At 70.7% G+C, this 19820-nt stretch carries 12 protein-coding genes and 3 tRNA genes; 7 read left to right on the forward strand and 8 right to left on the reverse strand.

The features are described 5' to 3' along the window. Window positions 1–4: 4 nt before the first annotated feature. Both FCN22_RS08475 and FCN22_RS08480 read right to left on the reverse strand, forming a co-directional pair. A complete protein-coding gene (locus tag FCN22_RS08475; protein ID WP_137121104.1) occupies window positions 5–907 on the reverse strand; it encodes a lysozyme in 903 nt (300 codons plus the stop codon). A 249-nt stretch (window positions 908–1156) separates the two neighbouring features. Beyond that, window positions 1157–2224: an ATP-dependent DNA ligase gene (locus FCN22_RS08480; RefSeq protein WP_137121105.1), complete on the reverse strand. Its 1068-nt coding sequence runs from the start codon at window positions 2222–2224 to the stop codon at window positions 1157–1159. Between the two features lie 22 nt (window positions 2225–2246). Between FCN22_RS08480 and FCN22_RS08485 the strand changes: the two genes are divergently transcribed. After that, a complete protein-coding gene (locus FCN22_RS08485; protein WP_238384609.1) occupies window positions 2247–3455 on the forward strand; it encodes an alpha/beta hydrolase family protein in 1209 nt (402 codons plus the stop codon). On the opposite strand, the gene FCN22_RS08490 is transcribed toward FCN22_RS08485, so the two are convergent. After that, window positions 3452–4225: a pyrimidine reductase family protein gene (locus tag FCN22_RS08490; protein ID WP_137121107.1), complete on the reverse strand. Its 774-nt coding sequence runs from the start codon at window positions 4223–4225 to the stop codon at window positions 3452–3454. The genes FCN22_RS08485 and FCN22_RS08490 overlap by 4 nt on opposite strands. Before the next feature lie 122 nt (window positions 4226–4347). On the opposite strand from FCN22_RS08490, the gene zapE reads away from it, so the two are divergent. Together zapE and FCN22_RS08500 are read left to right on the forward strand one after the other, a co-directional pair. Further along, window positions 4348–5397 carry a cell division protein ZapE gene (gene zapE / locus FCN22_RS08495; protein ID WP_137121108.1) on the forward strand — a complete coding sequence of 350 codons (1050 nt, stop codon included), beginning with the start codon at window positions 4348–4350 and terminating at the stop codon, window positions 5395–5397. Window positions 5398–5411: 14 nt separating this feature from the next. Continuing rightward, a complete protein-coding gene (locus FCN22_RS08500) occupies window positions 5412–6299 on the forward strand; it encodes a polyphosphate kinase 2 family protein (RefSeq protein ID WP_137121109.1) in 888 nt (295 codons plus the stop codon). 98 nt (window positions 6300–6397) lie between these two features. Here the strand turns inward: FCN22_RS08500 and glgX are convergent, their stop codons facing one another. Beyond that, window positions 6398–8536, reverse strand: a complete 2139-nt coding sequence (glgX, locus tag FCN22_RS08505; RefSeq protein ID WP_137121134.1) for a glycogen debranching protein GlgX — start codon at window positions 8534–8536, stop codon at window positions 6398–6400. A 56-nt stretch (window positions 8537–8592) separates the two neighbouring features. Further along, window positions 8593–10245 carry an acyl-CoA dehydrogenase family protein gene (locus FCN22_RS08510; protein WP_238384611.1) on the reverse strand — a complete coding sequence of 551 codons (1653 nt, stop codon included), beginning with the start codon at window positions 10243–10245 and terminating at the stop codon, window positions 8593–8595. 142 nt (window positions 10246–10387) lie between these two features. Here FCN22_RS08510 and FCN22_RS08515 point away from each other — a divergent pair, with 142 nt between their 5' ends. From FCN22_RS08515 to FCN22_RS08530, 4 genes are all read left to right on the forward strand, one after another. After that, a complete protein-coding gene (locus FCN22_RS08515) occupies window positions 10388–11461 on the forward strand; it encodes a YihY/virulence factor BrkB family protein (RefSeq protein ID WP_137121111.1) in 1074 nt (357 codons plus the stop codon). 18 nt (window positions 11462–11479) lie between these two features. Continuing rightward, window positions 11480–11552 (forward strand) — tRNA-Gly (locus FCN22_RS08520). Window positions 11553–11572: 20 nt separating this feature from the next. Further along, window positions 11573–11646: transfer RNA gene (locus FCN22_RS08525), tRNA-Cys, on the forward strand. A gap of 17 nt (window positions 11647–11663) precedes the next feature. Next, a tRNA-Val gene (locus FCN22_RS08530) sits at window positions 11664–11738 on the forward strand. Between the two features lie 419 nt (window positions 11739–12157). On the opposite strand, the gene FCN22_RS08535 is transcribed toward FCN22_RS08530, so the two are convergent. The 3 genes from FCN22_RS08535 to mobF all read right to left on the reverse strand — a co-directional run bounded on the left by FCN22_RS08535 (window position 12158) and on the right by mobF (window position 19673). Beyond that, complete coding sequence (locus FCN22_RS08535) at window positions 12158–12787, reverse strand: hypothetical protein (protein WP_137121112.1); 630 nt, start codon at window positions 12785–12787, stop codon at window positions 12158–12160. A gap of 573 nt (window positions 12788–13360) precedes the next feature. Then, a complete protein-coding gene (locus tag FCN22_RS08540) occupies window positions 13361–13555 on the reverse strand; it encodes an excisionase family DNA-binding protein (RefSeq protein ID WP_137121113.1) in 195 nt (64 codons plus the stop codon). A 313-nt stretch (window positions 13556–13868) separates the two neighbouring features. Next, window positions 13869–19673, reverse strand: coding sequence for a MobF family relaxase (mobF, locus tag FCN22_RS08545; RefSeq protein WP_137121114.1), 5805 nt, complete (start codon window positions 19671–19673; stop codon window positions 13869–13871). Window positions 19674–19820: the final 147 nt, after the last annotated feature.

Consider the following 19820-nt stretch of genomic DNA (forward strand, 5'->3'; position numbering starts at 1 on the left):
GGCGTCAGCGGCCGCGGGCCAGCACCTTCAGCCGGGTGTAGCTGCCGTTGAACTTGTTCTGGTCGAACGGCGTGGCCGTGTGCTGCCAGAAGGTGTAGTAGGGCCAACCACCGGGAAGCGTGCCAGGAGTGCTGGCGTAGCGCGCGACCCAGAGCGGGTTGGTGTCGTTGAACATGGTGGTGTTGCCGGTGCAGCGGCTCCACCAGTCGTAGTTGGTGTAGATGATCGCATCGCGCCCGGTGTACTGCTTGTACTGGCGGACGAAGGACGAGATCCAGCTGCGCATCTGCTTCTTGGTCTTGCCGTAGCAGGTCGCGCCGTACGGGTTGTACTCGATGTCGAGCACGCCGGGCAGAGTGCTGCCGTCGCCGGACCAGCTGCCCCCGTGCCGGAAGAAGTACCGCGCCTGCCGCCAGCCGGACGAGACACTGGGGTTGGCGAAGTGGTAGGCGCCGCGGATCATGCCCGCGTTGGCCGAGCCGTTGTACTGCTGGCCGAAGTACTCGTTGGTGTAGTAGTTGCCCTCGGTGGCCTTGACGTAGGCGAAACGGAATCCGTCGTTCCACAGGGACCGCCAGTCGACGTTCTTCTGCCAGCTGGACACGTCGACCCCCTGCACCCCGGAGGTCGCGCTGGAGGCCGAAGCGGTGGTCGAGGAGCGAGAGGTGAGCGAGCTCTGGTCGAGCAGCCGGGCAGGGGCCTGCGACTGCGGTCCGCCGTGTGCGCCAGCAGACCAGCCCATGTAGGCGCCGCCCACCCGGTCGATGCCCGCGGCGCGCGCGCTCCTCGTCGTGGCGGGCGAACCGTCCGACGACGCCGGTGAGGCGGTGGCGCTGGTCGCCGTGACCAGCGACCCCGTCAGGGCGATGGCCAGGACCGTGCCCGTGGCACGAAAACGCTTGTGCATGAGTCTCCTTCGACGCCCGAGGGCAGGGATGGACTCCTGCCAAGGTGGGGGCACGGACCGGGCGCCGTCAAGGCCGTCAGAGTGCTCCGATGCTGGCCCGCGCTCGGAATTGACCGAATCTTGACCGTTGTCAGAGCAACTCTTTACCGGCTTGGGGCGTCACAACGCCTCTTCCGGCCCACCCGTCCCGAGAGGGCACAGGAGCCCCATCGCCGAGGTCCCGGGGACCGGCACGACACCGGGCGGCGATCAGCCCTGCAGCACCCCGCCCAGGTCGTAGGCGAGAGCGCGGTCGACCTGGTCCAGCGTGCACGACTGGGGATCGCGGTCGGGCCGCCACCGCAGGAAGGTCACCGCGTGCCGGAACCGGAGCCCCTCGAGCTGGTCGAACGCGACCTCGACCACGCGCTCGGGCCGCAGACGCACGAAGCTCACGTCCTTGTTGCCGCTGAACCGCGAGCGGTCGGTCTCGCCGCGCACCAGGTCGCCCGCCTCGTCGGTCTCGGTGAGCGGTGCCAGCTCGTCGACCAGCTCGAGACGCCGCGCATTCGTGAACGCCGAGACGCCCCCGACGTTGAACAGGCGCCCCTGGTCGTCATACATGCCGAGCAGGAGCGAGCCGACGCCCCGGCCCGACTTGTGCACCCGGTAGCCCACGACGACGGCCTCGGCGGTGCGCTTGTGCTTGACCTTGAGCATGGTGCGCTTGCCGGGCTGGTAGGGGAGGCGCAGCGGCTTGGCCACCACGCCGTCGAGGCCGGCTCCCTCGAAGACCTCGAACCACTCCTGCGCGAGCGCGGCGTCGCGCGTCACCCGGGTGAGGTGGATCGGGGTGCCGCTGAGCTCGGCGAGGTCCTCCTCGAGCCGCGCCCTGCGCACCTCGAACGGCTCGGACAGCAGGCTCTCGTCGTCGAGCGCCAGCACGTCGAAGCAGACCAGCTCGGCCGGGGTCTCGCGGGAGAGCTTGGCGATCCGCGAGGCCGCCGGGTGGACCCGCTGGGACAGGCTCTCCCAGTCGAGCCGTTGGGTGCCCGGGGAACCCGCGCGCACCACGACCTCGGTGTCGACGGCGCACCGGCGGGGCAGGTGCTCACGCACGGCCTCGACGACCTCGGGAAAGTAGCGGGTGAGCGGCTTCTGACCGCGGCTCGCGAGCTCAATGTCGTCGCCGTCGCGCAGCACGATGCAGCGGAAGCCGTCCCACTTCGGCTCGTAGGAGAGCCCGCCCTCGACCGAGTCGGGCGCGGGCACCGACTTCACGGCCTTCGCGAGCATGGGGCTGACGGGAAGTTCGATAGGCAGGTCCACGAGGGACATTGTGACCTGCGACGATGCGCATGTGCATCGCAGCCGCCAGACCGCCCGCAGGACCGCACGCCGCACCGCCCTCGCCGCGACCGGGGCAGTCGCGGCGAGCACCCTGCTGTCCTGGACCGGTTCGCTCGCGGCGGCAAGCTACTTCGCACGGCGCGTGCTCACGCCGGACCCCGAGAGGCCCGACGACGTGGTCGTGGTGGCGGTCGCCGACTCGACGGTGACGCTCGCGGCGACGGTGGATACGGTCGCCCCCGGATGTTACGGACTGTGGCTGGACGGTGGAGCCGGCCACGCGCGGCTGGGCGACGTGCTGGAGCGTGAGGGAGGAATCGACCACGGCGGCACGGTGACCCGAAAGCTGCTCGGTGTCGACTCCGGCCGGCTGGAGCCCGGTCCGGCGCGGTGGAACCAGTACTTCTACGCCGGCACCCCCCAGGAGGCGCTGGGGCTGCCGACCAAGACCGTGCAGTTCGCCTCGGACGTCGGCGACCTCGAGGGGTGGCTGGTGCCTCCGGCGGCCGACCCGACACTGCCCGCCGACACTGATCGCTGGGCGGTGCTCGTGCACGGGCGCGGCGCCCGCCGCGAGGAGTGCCTACGTGCCCTGCCGGCGCTGCACGAGCTCGGCTACACCAGCCTGATCCCGCTCTACCGCAACGACGTCGGAGCCCCGCCCAGTCCGGACGGGCGCTACAACCTCGGCCTGTCGGAGTGGAAGGACCTCGAGGCGGCGATGCTGCACGCGATCGAGTCCGGGGCCCAGGAGATCGTGCTCTTCGGCTGGTCGATGGGTGGCGCCATCGTGCTGCAGGCCCTGGACCTGTCGTGGCTGTCCGACCGGGTCACCGGCGTGGTGCTCGACGCTCCGGTCATCGACTGGGCCGACGTGCTGCGTCACCAGGCGGCGGCGCACCAGGTGCCCGGACCGGTCGAGCTGCTCTCCCGCAGGCTGATCGGCCGGCGCGCCGCGCGTCGGCTGGTCGGTGTGCACGACCCCATCGACGTGGCCCGCACCGACTGGGTGTCACGGGCCGATGAGTTGTCCCACCCGATGCTGCTGATCCACAGCGAGGACGACGAGTTCGTGCCGGTCGGACCGTCCGCCGCCCTGGCCGCCCGCCGGCCCGACCTGGTGCGTTACGAGCCCTGGCAGGTGGCACGGCATACCAAGGAGTGGAACGTCGACCCGGGGCGCTGGGACCGCCTCGTGCGCGAGTTCCTCACGCGCTAGAGCGCATCCGGCCGGACCCAGCGGCCGATGAGGCTGCCGTCCGCCTCGATCAGGGTGTGCGGCACCAGGTCGGCCCACAGCTCGGGTCCGGCCAGGATCCGCGGATGCTCGCCCGCGACCAGGCTCGGCGTGATCGTGAGGCAGAGCTCGTCGACCGCGTCCTGGGCGGTCAGGTCGTGCATCAGGCGGGGGCCGCCCTCACACAGCAGTCGGCGCAGGCCGCGGTCGGCCAGCTCCTGCCGGGCGACGTGGAAGTCGACGCTGTCGTCGCCGCACAGCAGCACCCGGTCCTCGCCGAGGCTGCTGCGGGCGAGGTCCACCGCTTCGGACGGTGCGGAGCGGCTCGTGAGCAGCAACACGTCGCCGGCCTGCTCGCGCTCCTGTGCCAGCAGGGGCGGGACGTCACCCGACCGGGTGACCACGAGCATCGCCGGTTGTCCCGTCTGGCCGGCCTGTTCGCGGACCCAGCGCCACCGGCTCGAGGTGACCGGCGCCCGGTAGCCCTCCACTCGCGCCGTGCCCGCCCCCACCACGATGACGTCCGAGAGGGCCCGCAGGAGGGCGAAGACCTGCCGGTCGGCGTGCGTGTTGATGGTGCCGGAACGGCCATCGGGACCGGTGGCCGCTCCGTCCAGCGTGCTGACGAAGTTGGCGCGCAGCCAGGAGCGTTCGGTCCCGGTGCCGTCGGGATAGCGGTAGACCTGCGCGAGGCCCTCGTCGTCGAGCGGGTCTGTGTCGAAGGGCACATCGGTGGGCAGCAGCAGGCGCATGTCCCGCATCCTGCCAGTTCTTGTGGTCGCGATCCTCCGGCGGCGGGATCGCTCCGCTCCATCGTCACGGCCGTCGTCCCCGCGGTCAGCTTCTCGCCGCTGGTCGTCGTCGTTCAGTCCCTATGCTGGCTCCCGTGCCCGAGGCCCCGACCGATCATCAGGCCCTTACCGGCCGTGTGCCCGAGGTCGACCGGGAGCGGCTGCTCGCGGACCTGGTGCCGCCGCCGCGGTTCGAGGGCGAGCGGTTCAGCACCTACCGCCCGGCGCCGGACCAGCCGACCCAGTCGGCGGCGGTCGAACGCCTGCAGGCGTATGCCGAGTCGCTGGCTCGGCCGCGCGGGTCGCGGTGGTCGCTCCGACGCCGGCCGCAGGCGGCTCGGGGCATCTACCTCGACGGCGGTTTCGGCGTGGGCAAGACCCACCTGCTGGCCGCGCTCTGGCACGAGGCCCCGGCGCCGAAGGCGTTCGGCACCTTCGTCGGCTTCACCAACCTCGTCGGCGCCCTCGGTTTCGGCCAGGCGGTGGAGGCCCTGCGCGGTCACCGGCTCGTCTGCATCGACGAGTTCGAGCTCGACGACCCCGGTGACACGGTGCTGATGTCCACGCTGCTGACCCGGCTGTCGGACGCCGGTGTCTCCCTCGCGGCGACCTCCAACACACTGCCCGACGCGCTCGGGGAAGGACGGTTCGCGGCCGAGGACTTCCTGCGCGAGATCCAGCGGTTGGCAGCGCGATTCGAGGTGCTCACCATCGACGGGCCGGACTACCGCCACCGCGGTCTGGCGCCGAGCCCGCCGCCACCGGCCGACGACGTGGTCGACCGCAGCGTCCGTGGCCTCGGGGGAGCGGTCGACGACTTCCCGGCGCTGCTGCGCCACCTGGCCCGGATCCACCCGAGCCACTACGGCGCGCTGCTCGACGGGGTTCCGGCCGTGGGGTGGCACGCGGTGGCCGCGGTCGACGACCAGAACGTCGCGCTGCGTCTGGTCTCGCTCGCCGACCGCCTCTACGACCGCGACGTGCCGGTCTTCGCGGCCGGGGCGCCGTTGGACCAGCTGTTCACCCCCGACCTGCTGGCGGGCGGCTACCGCAAGAAGTACTACCGCGCCATCTCCCGGCTGACCGCGCTGGCCCGTGAGGCGGCAGGAGAGGTCGCGCACGGGCAGGGATAGTGCCACCATGCGGCATGGCCAAGAAGTCGAAGCGCGAGACGAAGAAGTCCACCAGGTCCGCGGCGCCGGCGGCGCCGTTCAGCGAGGCACTGCGCGTCCGTGAGGGCTTCGTCCTCGCCGACCTCGACCCCCGGTCGACGCCGGCGTTCGACGGCAAGAAGAAGGACGGTCAGCGGGCTCTGCTGGCGGCCGACGACGAGCTGGACGACCTGCAGGAGCGCCTGTATGCCGAGGCGACGGCGGGCGGCATGCGCTCGGTGCTACTGGTGATCCAGGGCATGGACACCTCCGGCAAGGGTGGCATCATGCGCCACGTCGTGGGTGCCGTGGACCCGCAGGGGGTGGAGCTGACCGCGTTCAAGGCGCCCACCAAGGAGGAGCTGTCGCACCCTTTCCTGTGGCGGATCCGCAAGGCGTTGCCGCGCCCGGGGCGGATCGGCGTGTTCGACCGTTCGCACTACGAGGACGTCCTCGTCGTCCGGGTGCACGACCTGGTGCCCCCGGCCCAGTGGAAGCGACGCTACGGCCAGATCAACGCCTTCGAGGAGAAGGTCGCCGACAGGGACATGACGATCATCAAGGTGGCCCTGGTGATTTCCTCTGACGAGCAGAAGGCGCGGCTGGGGGAGCGGCTCGAACGCCCCGACAAGTACTACAAGTACAACCCCGGTGACATCGACGAGCGCGAGCACTGGGGCGACTACATGGAGGCCTACCAGGCCGTGTTCGACCAGTGCTCGACCGAGGCGGCACCCTGGTATGCCGTGCCGGCCGACCGCAAGTGGTATGCCCGGCTCGCGGTGCAGCAGATCCTGCTCGAGCACCTGCGCGGCCTCGACCTGCGCTGGCCGCCCGCAGACTTCGACGTCAAGGCCGAGCGCAAGCGCCTCGCCGCCACCTGACTCGCGCCCCCGCACCTCTCCCGCGTTGTTGCTGGGAGTGGGCGTCACGGATGACGCCCACTCCCAGCAACAAACTGGGATGGAGGGAGGGGACGCGGTCAGGAGGCGCTGTCGGTGGCCTGGTCGGGGGTCGCTCGCAGGACGACGACCGAGCGACCGGGGAGGGGGTGCACCTTGCCGGGTTCCCAGCTGCCGGCTGATCCCTCGAAGCCCTCCTTGGTCGTGTCGAGCACCACCTCCCAGCTGTCGCCGTAGATCTCGGGCGGCACGGTGAAGTCGACCGGCTCGCTGTGGGCGTTGAACATCAGCAGGAAGTGGTCGTCGCTCACCGGCTGTCCGAGGACGTCCGGCTCGGGGATCGCCAGCCCGTTGAGGAAGACCATCAGGGTGCGCGCGAAGCCGTTGCGCCAGTCGAGCTCGTCCATCTCCTCGCCGTGCGGCGCGAACCACACGATGTCGCCGAGGTCGCTCTCGCCGCCGTGGGCTGCGTCGCCCTTGAAGAAGCGCCGGCGCCGGAAGACCGGGTGGTCCTTGCGCAGCGCGATCACATCCCGGGTGAACTGCAGCAGCGCCGTATTGTCCTCGTCGAGGTCCCAGTCGATCCACGAGATCTCGTTGTCCTGGGAGTAGACGTTGTTGTTGCCGCCCTGGGTGCGGCCGAGCTCGTCGCCGTGGGCCACCATCGGCACACCCTGGCTGAGCAGCAACGTGGTGAGGAAGTTGCGCTGCTGCTGCAGCCGCAGGGCGTTGACCTCCGGATCGTCGGTGGGGCCTTCGACCCCGCAGTTCCACGACCGGTTGAAGCTCTCCCCGTCGTTGCCGCCCTCGCCGTTGGCCTCGTTGTGCTTCTCGTTGTAGGACACGAGGTCGCGCAGGGTGAAGCCGTCGTGGGCGACCACGAAGTTGATGGAGGCGATGGGGTGCCGGCCGGAGTGGGCATACAGGTCGCTGGATCCGGTGAGGCGCGAGGCAAACTCACCCAGGGTGGCGGGCTCGCCCCGCCAGTAGTCGCGCACGGTGTCGCGGTACTTGCCGTTCCACTCGGTCCACAGGGGCGGGAAGTTGCCGACCTGGTAGCCGCCGTCGCCGAGGTCCCAGGGCTCGGCGATGAGCTTGACCTGGGAGACCACCGGGTCCTGCTGGATGATGTCGAAGAACGCCGAGAGCTTGTCGACCTCGTGGAACTGGCGGGCAAGGGTCGCCGCGAGGTCGAAGCGGAAGCCGTCGACGTGCATCTCGGTGACCCAGTAGCGCAACGAGTCCATGATCAGCTGCAGCACGTGCGGGTTGCGCATCAGCAGGCTGTTGCCGGTGCCGGTGGTGTCGTAGTAGTGCGCCTTGTCCTGCTCGACGAGCCGGTAGTAGGAGGCGTTGTCGATGCCGCGGAAGGCGAGGGTCGGACCCATCTCGTTGCCCTCGGCCGTGTGGTTGTAGACGACGTCGAGAATGACCTCGATGTCGGCCGCGTGGAGCGCCTTGACCATGGCCTTGAACTCGCCGACCTGCTGCCCGCGGGTGCCGGTGCCGGCATAGCCGTTGTGCGGGGCGAGGAAGCCGACCGTGTTGTAGCCCCAGTAGTTGCGGCGCCCCTGGTCGACCAGGGAGGTGTCCTGGACGAACTGGTGCACGGGCAGCAGCTCGATCGCGGTGACACCCAGGCTCGTGAGGTGCTCGACGATCGCGGGGTGGGCGAGCGCCGCATAGGTGCCGCGGATCTCCTCGGGGACGTCGGGGTGGGTCATGGTCAGACCCTTGACGTGCGCCTCGTAGATCACGCTGTCGTGGTATTCGCGCCGCGGCGGCCGGTCGTGGCCCCAGTCGAAGAACGGGTTGATGACGACCGAGAGCATGGTGTGGCCGAGCGAGTCGGCGTCGTTGAACTGCTCGGGGTCGCCGGGATCGTAGGAGTAGAGCGAGGCGTCGCCGTCGATCTGTCCGTCGATCGCCTTGGCGTAGGGGTCGAGCAGCAGCTTGGACGGGTTGCAGCGGTGCCCGTTGGCGGGGTCGAACGGGCCGTGCACGCGGTAGCCGTAGCACTGCCCCGGCTGGAGGTTGGGCACGTAGGCGTGCCACACGTGCCCGTCGACCTCGGTGAGTGGCAGGCGGGTCTCGGCGCCCTCGTCGTCGACGAGGCAGAGGTCGACCTGCTCGGCCACCTCGGAGAAGAGCGCGAAGTTGACCCCCGTGCCGTCGTAGGTGGCGCCCAGGGGGTAGGGCTGGCCGGGCCAGGTGTCCATGTGGTCCTTCAGTGGATCGAAGTGTGCGGTGGCCCCGGCGGTGGCCGGGCCGAGGGTCATTCTGCCGTGGGTAGGGCGCGCTCCAACACGGGCCCGGCATGCGAGCGCACCGCGGCGGCGCCGATCGTGCCGAACGTCTGTCCGTGGCGGCGCTCGATACGGGTGCTGACGAAGGGATCGGCGACGTATGCCGGTGCGTGGCGGACCAGGAGGCTCGCCTGCAACCCGAGCGCGAGTCGCTCGACGAGGCCGCGGGCGGCGAACGCGGCGTGCTCGTCGCCAGCAAGCCGCTGGACGTCCCGGGTGAGGGCGTCGAGGAACAGGTCGAGGCCGGCGTGCGAGCCGCGGGCGGCGTCGAGCTCCTTCTGCAGGGTGGCGACGGCCTCCGGCTGGCGGCCGAGGGCACGCAGCAGGTCGAGCGCGTTGACGTTGCCGGAGCCCTCCCAGATGGAGTTGAGCGGCGCCTCGCGGTAGAGCCGCGCCAGGCCGTTCTCCTCGATGTAGCCGTTGCCGCCGAGGCACTCGAGCGCCTCGGCCACCAGCGGGGCGGTGCGCTTGCAGACCCAGTACTTGCCGAGCGCGACGGCGACCCGGGCAAAGGCGGTCTCGCCCGTGTCGATCGCATGGGCCAGCCGGAGGCCGAGCAGGGTCGCGGCCTCGGACTCGAGGGCGAGGTCCATGAGGACGTTGCGCATCAGCGGCTGGTCGACCAGGGCGGCACCGAAGGCGTGCCGGTGCCGGCAGTGGTGGACGGCGCGGACGAGCGCCTGCCGCATGGTGGCGGCCGAGCCCAGCACGCAGTCGAGGCGGGTGGCGCCGACCATGTCGATGATGGTGCGCACGCCTCGCCCCTCGTCACCGACGCGCACGGCCCAGGTGCCGTGCAGCTCGAGCTCGGAGGAGGCATTGGAGCGGTTGCCGAGCTTGTCCTTGAGCCGCTGCAGGGCAAACGGGTTGCGTGAGCCGTCGGGCAGGACGCGGGGGACTGCCAAGCAGGTGAGCCCGCCGGGTGCCTGGGCGAGGACGAGGAACAGGTCGCTCATCGGTGCAGAACAGAACCACTTGTGACCCTCGAGCCGGTAGTTCTCACCGCCCACCAGGGGGCCGGGGGAGGCGGTCGCGGTGGTGGTGTTGGCCCGGACGTCCGAACCGCCCTGCTTCTCGGTCATCCCCATGCCGGCCAGTGCCCCGGCCTTGTCGGCCAGCGGCCGCAGCCCGAAGTCGTAGTGGCGCGAGGCCAGGGCGGGGGTCCAGACCGCGGCGAGCTCCGGTTGCGCGGCCAGGGCGGGGACCGCGGCATACGTCATGGAGACCGGGCACAGGTGGCCAGCCTCGAGCTGGGACCACAGGTAGAAGCCGGTGGCGCGTCGCAGGTGCGCGCCGGAGCCGGGGGGCCGGGTCCACGGCTCGGCGGTGAGCCCGTGGCCGACCGCGACCTCGAGGAGGCGGTGCCAGGCCGGGTGGAACTCGACCTCGTCGATGCGGTCGCCGGCGGGGGAGAAGGCGCGCAGCTCGGGTGGATTTGCGTCCGCCTGGGTGGCCCACGACTGGCACTCGGCACTACCGGCGAGCAGCCCCAGCCGGTCGAGCTCGGCGCGGTCCTGCGCGTTGCCCCAGCGGTCCAGCGACTCGAGCGCCGACGCGTCGGTGCCCAGCACGTCATACCCCTGCAGTGGTGGGGTCTGGTTGGAGACGGCCGCGGTGCTCACGGTTCCAGCGTAGGTGCAGCGCGCGGCCGTCGGGGGAGCACTGCGGATGACGTGTCTGACGAGGGTTTGTGCGGTGGGCCCGTTACCGTAGGCGCGTGGCCACGGACCGGAGCTTGGCGCCGCCGCGCGGGAGGCCGGCGCGGTGAGCCCTGTCAAGAAGCGGATCCGGCAGGAGCTTGCGCAGATCCCTGGGGCGCTGGCGCTGGCGCGACTCACCGCGGAGACCTTCCGCGTGTGCATGCGCTACCGGGTGACCGGACTGGCGTCGGAGGCCGGATTCTTCGCCCTGTTGTCGCTGCCGCCGCTGGTGCTGGGGCTCTTCGGTGGGCTCGGCTACGTCGGCAAGTGGCTCGGGCCGGGCACCGTCGCGGAGGTGAGCAAGGACATCGAGGTGTGGGCCGGGCGCTTTCTCACCGACGACAACGTGACCAAGGTCATCGTGCCGACCGTCGACAACGTGCTGGGCAACGGGCGTGCCGACATCACGGTGGTCGGGTTCCTGATCGCGGCGTGGTCCGGGTCGCGGGTGCTCAACGTCTTCATCGACACCATCTCGATCATGTATGGGCAAAGCGGCGTCCGCGGGATCATCCGGACCCGCGCCCTCAGCTTCTCCCTGTATGTCGTGTCGGTGCTGGTCGGCATCGTGCTCGTCCCGCTGGTGCTGATCGGGCCGGACTGGCTGCACCAGATCCTCCCGCACCGCGTCCAGTTCCTCACCAACCTCTATTGGCCGGTCGTGGTCGTTCTCGTGGTGGCGAGCATCACGACCCTCTTCCACATCAGCACGCCGCGGCGCTCGCCATGGGTGCGAGACGTCCCGGGCGCGCTGCTCACCCTGGTGATCTGGCTGCTGAGCTCGTTCGTGCTGCGCCAGTGGCTGGGCGCCTCGGTGGGGGGCGCCTCGACGTCGATCTACGGGCCGCTCGCCGCACCGATCGTCGTGCTGATCTGGCTCTACTTCCTGGCCATCGCGATCCTCATCGGGGCAGCGCTCAACGCGGCGGTGCGCCGGCTCTGGCCGGTCGAGGAGCGGCCGAGCAGCCGTGCCAAGGCGGTCGAATGGGTGGGCAGTGAGGTGTCACGCCGGCGCGGCGCCAAGCACGAGCGGCCGCTGACTCCGCTGCCCGAGGGTCAGCAGCGGCGCGAACGCCGGGCCCGGTTGGACTCCGATCCTCCGGATCGGTTAGTGTCTGTCCGCACGCGCAGCGAGTGACGACTCGGTGCGGCGCACGCGGACGTAGCTCAGTTGGTAGAGCGCAACCTTGCCAAGGTTGAGGTCGCCGGTTCGAGACCGGTCGTCCGCTCGGGGCCCAAAGGCCTTCACGGTGGAGTGGCCGAGAGGCGAGGCAACGGCCTGCAAAGCCGTGTACACGGGTTCAAATCCCGTCTCCACCTCCAAGCAGTTCCACACGCACGGGCGATTGGCGCAGCGGTAGCGCGCTTCCCTGACACGGAAGAGGTCACTGGTTCGATCCCAGTATCGCCCACCATCACGAAACGGCCCCTGACCAGCGAAAACGCCAGTCAGGGGCCGACTCTATTCCCGGCGCGTGCTATCTGTGTGCGATGCGGTTTCGATCGCGCTACTGAAGAACGCCTCTGCCAAGTGCCGGGCAAGCGCTCCATCGAAACCACGTGGATGATGTGCACGTCAGTGAAGGCCGTGACCGACCCGTCATGATGGAGACATCCGAGGCGGAACAGGCGGGATTAGGAGCGACCGGTCCGTCGGTGTCTTACCGACACCGCTTGACGACGGTCAACTGCCAGCAGGTGGGACGCTTCCGTGCCTCTCCCACGCCGGAGATTGCCGGGCCCGGAGGGTTGGGTTTCCTGGAACCTTCGGTGGCGGCCATCCGCGGCTTATCGCGGCCCTTCGTCGCGTGGGCTTCCCGACCTGAGGTGTCAGTCAGCGAGCATCCTCGGCGAGCGTCCGCAGCAGGTCGGCGTCACGGTGGAGTGCACCGGGCAGGTGTGGGGTCTCAGCGGGATCGGTGTCGTAGCCGATGACGCCGTCTTCCACCAGCCCGGCGGCGCTCTCCAAGTAGCGGGCCATCCGATGGAGCAGCGCCTTTGGGACGCGGATCCAAGGCTCGCCCTCGAGATCGTGGGCGACCTGGTCGGCGATGATCAGGCCGAGGACTGCCTGGGCGTGTGCCAGTTGTGCGACCGCGTCACGCGTGTGTGGTAGATCCTCGCGCTCGGCCAGGCGGATCCGCACGGCCTCGGCCAAGCCCGCGCTGACTCGGCCGGCCAGCCGCACCGGGATCTTCGCATCGCGTGGGGCCGAGAACAGGTCGGCACCGGGAGTCTCCTGGACGAACTCGAACGCCAGCGAGTGTGCCAATTCGCTGATCGCGTCGTCCGTCAGGTACTTGCGAGCGGTCCCCGGGGTCATCCGCATCTGCGCGGCGACGAATTGAACCCGTTCGTCGATCAGCTCGCCGGCCGCGGGACGAGACATCGACATCCCGAGATCGGACAGCGCGCTCAGCAACGCGTCGACGCGCTCCTCCCTCCAAGACCGGACTGCGCTCACGGCCCTCACGCTAGCGCGGGCAGGCAGCTCTGCGCTGGAGCCCTGTGGTCGGCGTCGGTGTCCGCCAGTCCGTTGACGCGCGGACTCGAGGGTTTCGCCCCGGCGATGTTCCGGTCGGAGGACTCGCCGGTCGGAGCGGGGAGGAGTTTGGCCGGCGTGTTGAGCCCAGGCACGATCAAGCGTGCCGGGTCGTCGCCAGGGCACCGGCGCACCCCGCGCCTTCCGTCTCCTGCCTCGCTGGACGAGTGGCGACTGATCGTGAAGGCGACTCCCGAGCGGGTCGAGCGCTCGTGCCGCTGTGAGCAGCGTGCGCACTGAGGTTCGGTGAGGTGGCCGAGCTGCGCCGGGGAGACGTTGACCTCGAGCAAAGCATTCTTCGTACGCCGCGCCGTGGTGCGGACCGAAGGGCTGAGGTCATGGCGTTGCTGTTCGCGCACCACCGGGGCGAGGACACGCACTGGACGCATGGGATGTTCCAAGTTGTGGATGGTCTCCCGTGACCATGCGGGCCACCCCAGGCGACTCATGCTCGCGCCGAGTGGGGCAAGCGTATGACGGGAAAGCTCGGTCCGCCTAGCGCGCCGTAGGGATCTTGACCATGAGCCGATCTACGTCCTCGGGGTCGAGCCGAATTATTCGGCATCCGTTCCGATATGCGATGAGCTGACCAGCGGCGATGCGTCGACGCAGAGTGCGGGTGCTGAGTCCGGTTCGTTCTGCTGCGTTCGATAGGGACTCGAATTGTCGAAGGACTTTCGTCTGCGGCATGGCTGACCTCCTATCCCCCTAAGCCGCCGTGTTGGCGTTGGGTGATCATCCATGTGCGGCATTCATTTTGCGGCGGCGTGGGGCTTCAGCGGCCCGTGTCGGCGGGGCGGCGGCAGTATGGCCGAGGGTCGACGGCGTTCTGGGCGCACGCAGGATGACAGCGTCGGTAGTCGTCACCGGCCGGTATCGCTACACCCTCGACGGTCCGTGGTCATCGTCGCCCAGGGGAACGGATTGCTTCTGTTTCAGCGTTTGGCGAGGGCGGCGGTTGGCGGCTGGCTGTGGACCGCGAGGGAGGGTCCCGCATCGGTAGTCATCGGCGCGGGCCGGTGCTTTGGCGCGGTGCCAGGGATGGCGTGCGTCGTTCTTCATTTGATCGGGTTGCGCTTGAGGGTGACACCGAGCTGTCCGTTTGAATCTGGAGGTCGAGGGTGGCGACGATCCGGTAGCGCAGGTCTTGGGCTGGGTGGTCATCCAGCGAGCGTTCGGCCACGAGTTGTCGCGTCACGGCGGAGACGTCGTGGCCGTTGCTGTGGGCCTGCTCCATCAGCGCGGCGAGGGCGGGCCAGTCGCCCTCTTGCGGCAGCCGCGGGTCGAGTTCGGAAGCGAGCGATGCCCACCGCTGGCGGGGAGGGACCTGCGCCGCCCGATGGATGCGGGAGCGCGCGTCGCTGCCCCGGTCGGTCTGAGCGCGGGCGGCCGTGCGGGGGTCGGCGTTCCACGACTGCGCAGCGGACAGCAGGTCGCGTTGGACCGTCGCCGGGCTGAGCTGCAGCCGGGAGGCGATCCGAGTGGCGCTTTCGGTCCAGAAGCGGGGCGGTCGGGCGGCGACGACGCGGGCGGCGGCGATTCGTGCCTGGTCCGGTGGCAGGTTGGCCAGCCGTTCGTCGAGGAGCGCGTCGGCCAGCGGGCTGGCTTGGGACAGAATCTCTTTCAGGGAGGCCGGGCCTCGCAGGGTCAGCAGGTCGGCCGGGTCTTGAGCGGTGGGCAACTGTACGCGGGCCGGGTCGAGGCTGTGCTGGGCGAGCAGCCAGTAGTCCCGCTCGGCCGCGGTCTGGCCGGCGAGGTCGGCGTCGGTGGCCACCACCAGCCACGGCTCGTACTCGCCCGTGGCCTGGTCGCGCGGGGCTCGGTGTCCGGCTGGGTCGGCGTGACCGCGGAGGGTAGCCAGCTGGGCGGCTTGCTCCTGGGTCAGGGCCGTGCCGAGCGACGCCACGCCGACGTGTGTGCCGGCGGTGGCCAGGGTGATGGCGATGGCGTCCATCGGTCCTTCGACCAGCACGGGCCGCGCCCCGGAGGCCAGCAGGTCTGGGCCGGCGACGTACAGCTGGGCTCCCTTGTGGAACAGGACGGTGTCGGGTGTGTTGAGGTATTTCGGGCCGGCGCTGTCCTGGTCGGTCCGGTCGGGGTGGCGGCGCCCGACGAACCCGAGCACCTGGCCGTGGTGGACGATCGGCAGGACGACGCGGTCGCGGAACCGGTCGATGAGGCGACCGGTACGCACGGTGCTGGCCACTCCCGCGGCGAGCATCTCCTGGTCGCTGACGCCGCGACGGCGCAGGTGACCCACGAGCTGGGTCCAGCCCGCTGGGGCGTATCCGGGGTGGGAGCGCGGGTCGCCGGCTAGGTCGGTGCCGAACCGCGCGGTCAGGTGGTAGGCGCCCCAGGAGCCGGGCAGGCAGGCTTCGTAGAAGGACAGGGTCATCGCGTTGATGGCGGCGATCCGCTCGGGGCTGACCGGGCTGAAGTCCATCTCGGCCGCCCGGTCCAGCAACTTCTCGAGCTCGGTGTCCGAAGGTTCAAGCGGCCCCATGCCGTCGCGGGCCAGCCCGGCGCGCAGCAGTCGTTCGCCGACAGAGTCGTCTTCCGGTGGGCCAGACGGCACCCCCTCTACCGCGGGCAGGTCCTCGTCGGACGACCGGACGGCGGTGGTGTCCGGCCTGTCGTCGACGAGGGTTTCCGGAGAGTCGGGCGAGATCTCCAGCTCGGACCACATCTGCTCGGTCGCGGCGTCCGGGTCGTCGTGGTCGTACCGGTCGGGGACGGGGTCCAGCAGCACGGCGATCCGCCAGATCAGGGCCTGGCACGCATCGTCACCCGGGTCGACGGAAAAGTCGCGGCCTGCGAGGAGACCGTCGAGGCTCCAGCCGCGGGCGAGTGCGTGGTCGACGGCGGCGATCAGGGTCGGCCAGTACGGGCTGGCCAGGACGGCGCGGGCACGTGGTTCGCCGAGCAGCTGGGGAAGCCGTGGCGTCCAAGGGGTGGTCAGGGTGCGGTCGTGGTCGACCTGTTCGGCGGCCGTGGGGGACAGGTGGCGGTTGATTCGCCACCACAGCGCGGCGGCGGCGTGGTCGTCCGGCAGCGGTCCGGCGAAGGCGGCCCGACCCAGCAGACCGGAGGCGTCGAGACCGGAACGCGACATGGCGGCGAGGCGGTCCGCCAGGAGGGGGGCGAAGGGGTCGCGGGCGGCCGCGGCCGATGCCTGAGCGATCGGGGCAGCCCACTCCTGCATGGCGGGGCCACGGCCGCCGGACAGGCGCTGGTCGAGTGCGCGCTGCCACAGCGCGGCGGCCTTCTGCAGCTGGGCGGGCCCGGTGGGGCGCCGGTCGGCCGGGTCGACGCCCGTCGCGGCCCGCCACACGGCGAGGTCCCCGACCACAGCTGGGTCGGGCCGGGTAGCCCCGGGGGAGGCCCAGGTCGGAGTACCTCCCGCGATCGCGTCGTTGCGGACCTGCTGAGCCAGCCGGGTGACCTTGGCGGCGCGCTGGTGCAGGTAGGGACCCCAGGTGTGGTGCTCGCGCAGCGCGGCCGGGATGCCCGGGACCCAGGGGAGGGGTCCGGGGTCGGCGCCGCGCAGCCCGGTGTCGTCCAGGCGCCAGTCCAGCACTGCCGCGGTGTCCAGAGCCGTGTCCAGCTCACGCGATTCGGCGGCGGCCCGCAGGTGCTGGAGGGGATCGGCGCCGTGTGCGGCGATCAGCAGCAGGTGCGCGCGTAGCGCGGGCCAGGCCGGGTGTTCGGTCAGGTCCGGCACAACCCGGTCCACGTTGACCTCGAGGGCCGCCACCGTGGCGGGCCCGAGGAGGTCTTCGGCGGCGACGTACAACGCGTCGAGGTAACGAGGAGTCGCCTGCCCGACCAGGGTGGCCGGCTGGCTCATTTCGCGCGCCAGCGTGGTGGCCGAGCGGGGCGCGTCGTCGCGGGCCAGGACGGCTTCCAGCAGGTCGGTCGCCGTGGCCGGGTGGGTCATCTCGGGGCGGATCACGCTGTGCGGGTCGCCGTCACCGACCACCTGCAGGTAGAGGTGGTTGGCGTGCCGGCCGCGGGTCAGCATGGTGTACAGTTGCTGGCGCGACTCGCTCCCGCTGGCCAGGCCGTGCATGGTGTCGACGGACACGCCCTGGGCGGCGTGCGTGGTGGTGGCGTAGCCGAGCTCGACGTGCTGGTTGACGTAGTCGGCGGGCAGGGTGACGACCCGACCGTTGCGGGCGTGCTGCACCGTCAACCCTTTCCTGGAGGAGAGGGACAGCACGGTCCAGCGGTCCCCGTTCTTGACCCAGTCCGTCGCCGTGGTGCGCAGCCGGCGGTCGTTCTTGCGGGTAATAACGAGTTCTCCGACGCTGGCCACGTTGCCGTCCCCCAGCGGGACTGTCGGCATCGCTTCCTTGTCGGGGAGGCCGTCGAGGCGGTGGGCCCGGGCGCGCTGGTTGAGCTGACCGGCCAGCTCTCGGGTGGGGGCGAGCATGATCGAGTCCAGGCTGTTGCCGCGATCGGCCTGCCAGGAGCCGAACACGTCCTCGGTCAGGGTGGCCAGGTCCCCGACGTGCACCCGACCGTGGTCGAGGTAGAAGCCCAGCGCCTCGGGCCGCCCTTCGCGCAGCGCGAGGGTGGCGGCGGCCTCGGCGGGGTCGGCGAACCGGACCAGCTCGGTCAGCCGGCGCGCGCCGTGGCTGGCCTGGAGGTCGCGCAGCACTCCACCGGCGCCGATCGCGGCGAGCTGCTGGTCGTCGCCGACCAGCCGCACACTGCCGCCCCGACCGATCACGTACCGGACGGCCGTGTCCAACGACAGGGTGTCGGCCATCCCGGCCTCGTCGATGATCACCAACGACTGGGGGCCGATCCGGCGGGCCAAGTCCGGCAGGTCACCGGTGGCGATCGAGTGGGTGAGCTTGGCCAGGGTGTCGGTGCCGACCTGGATCTGCTCGCGCAGGGCGGCGGCCGCCGCGGCCGAGGGAGCCAGCCCGATCACGTCGCCGCCGTCCTCGGCCCAGGCGCCGGCTAGGGCTCGCATCGCGGTTGTCTTGCCGGTGCCGGCCGGGGCGATCGCCAGCTGCAGCCGGGCCCCCGAGGTCGCCATGGCCCGCACCAGCGCGGCCTGCCCGGCGTTGAGCTCGGCGCCGTTCGCGACGGCTTCCAGCAGCGCCATATCGACAGCGTCGGCCGCGACCGTGCGTCCGTCTTCTCGGCCCGCGGCGGCGACCAGCCGCTGCTCGGCGGCGAGCACCCGGGCCGACGTGTACAGGGTCGCGCCGGCCACGGTGTAGACGCTGGACCCGTCGCGGCGGCGCAGCCGCGCTGGTTCACGGATGTCGTTCTCGGGCCCGGCCAGGGACTGCGAAAGCCGGGCGGTGGCGTGCTCGACGACCCGGTCGAGCAGGTCATCCATCAGGGCGGGGCAGAGGTTGGCGACGCGGATCTGCCGCTGCGCTTCGGCCCGGACGTGCCAGGTCTGCCAGGTCGAGCGGCGCGACTCCAGCTGGCCGATCACCACCCGCGCCACGTCCGCGGTATCGACCGTCTGACCCGGCTGCATGTGTTGGCCGCGCCCTGCACCGAGCGCGGTGGTCACCATCGACTTCACCGCGTCGCGTCCGCCCAGAACCTCCTGGGCTTCCCGCGACCAGCTGGCGCGCTGCCGGTCCAGGGTGCGTGGTTCGTGCTTGGCGTCCCGGGTCTCCAGGGTAGCCTGCTGGGCCAGTCGCACCGACTCGATCGGGGTCGGCGGCCGTCCGTGCGCGCGCTGGAAGTCGGCGGCCAGCTGGCCACGCCGGGTCTCGATGCTGGCCCGGCGGGCCGACCACCGCTCATTCAGGGCGGGGTCGACGCCGACGATCTCACGCACCGTCCGCTTGCGCGGATCAGCGCCTTCGCGTTCGGCGAACTGCACTCCGAGGTCCTGGCGCAGGTGCCGCTCGAGGGCGGTGTTGTAGGTCTCCGACGCCGCGACGGTCGCCTTGAACAGCACCCGCCCGTCGATCGCCAGCCACTTCCCGCCGAGGGTCTGCACCTTGTTCGCGACCGCGACATGGGTGTGCAGGTCCGGGTCGCCGGAGCGGCTGTCCCGGTGGGTGAACGCGGTGGCGACCAGCCCTTGCACGTCGACCTGGCGCACCCCGTTCGTCCCCTCCCGCGTGAACAGGGCGTGCCGCTCGAGGAAGTCCAACGCGTCCTGGATCGCCTTCTGGTGGGCCAGTTCGATCCGGGCGGCGGTGGTCTGGTCGGCCACCGCCCACAGCGTCGAGACGCTCTTGACCGGGCTGAACGTCAGGTCGTACCCGGCGACCGCGGTGGTCTTCGGGCGGGAGTGTTTGGCGATCGTCGCGGCGATCTCCCGCGCGCCGGTGGGTTCGCGGCCGTGCTCGGCGGCGAAGAACTCGCGGGCGACCTGGGTGCGCACCCGGGCCCGGTCCTCGGCCGGCACGGGGTAGTCCGCCGGGTGTCCGCGCGCTTCGTTGAGTGCCTCGATCCGTTTGGCGACCTCGAGCCGGTATGCGGACACGTCTGCCGTGTAGACCTTGTACGGCTGCCCCAGCCGGGTAACCGCGCGGTAGTCCCGGTCGGTCAGGTCCGGGCCCTGCAACCGCTCCCGTCGCTCCTGGGCGAGCGGGTGGTGACCGGACCCGAAGAGGGCCTGCATCTGCTCCGCGGTGACCACGTTGCCGGCCGCCAGGCCATCGATGCCGGCCATCCCCGAACCCACCCACACCCCGGGCGTCTCGCCCTTCTCCGTGTAGTAGGACGCCAGCCCGGTGTGGCCCTTGTCGGTGGCATCCAACGCCGCGACCTGCCGGGTCAGGTAGTCATACCCCGACCCCGCCGTCAGCTTGTGGATACTCATCGTCACCCTTTCGGAAGGCATCGCGGCACGGGTTGGTGATCAATAGTTGACGAATCAACTACCGAGCATGCAAGAGGTGTAAAGCGATGGGGACTGCCGTCCGCGTGCCGAGGGATGAGAATGGGGCTGCCGCTCGGCGACGTCGCG

The sequence above is a fragment of the Segeticoccus rhizosphaerae genome (assembly GCF_005222685.1).
Classification (GTDB): domain Bacteria; phylum Actinomycetota; class Actinomycetes; order Actinomycetales; family Dermatophilaceae; genus Segeticoccus; species Segeticoccus rhizosphaerae.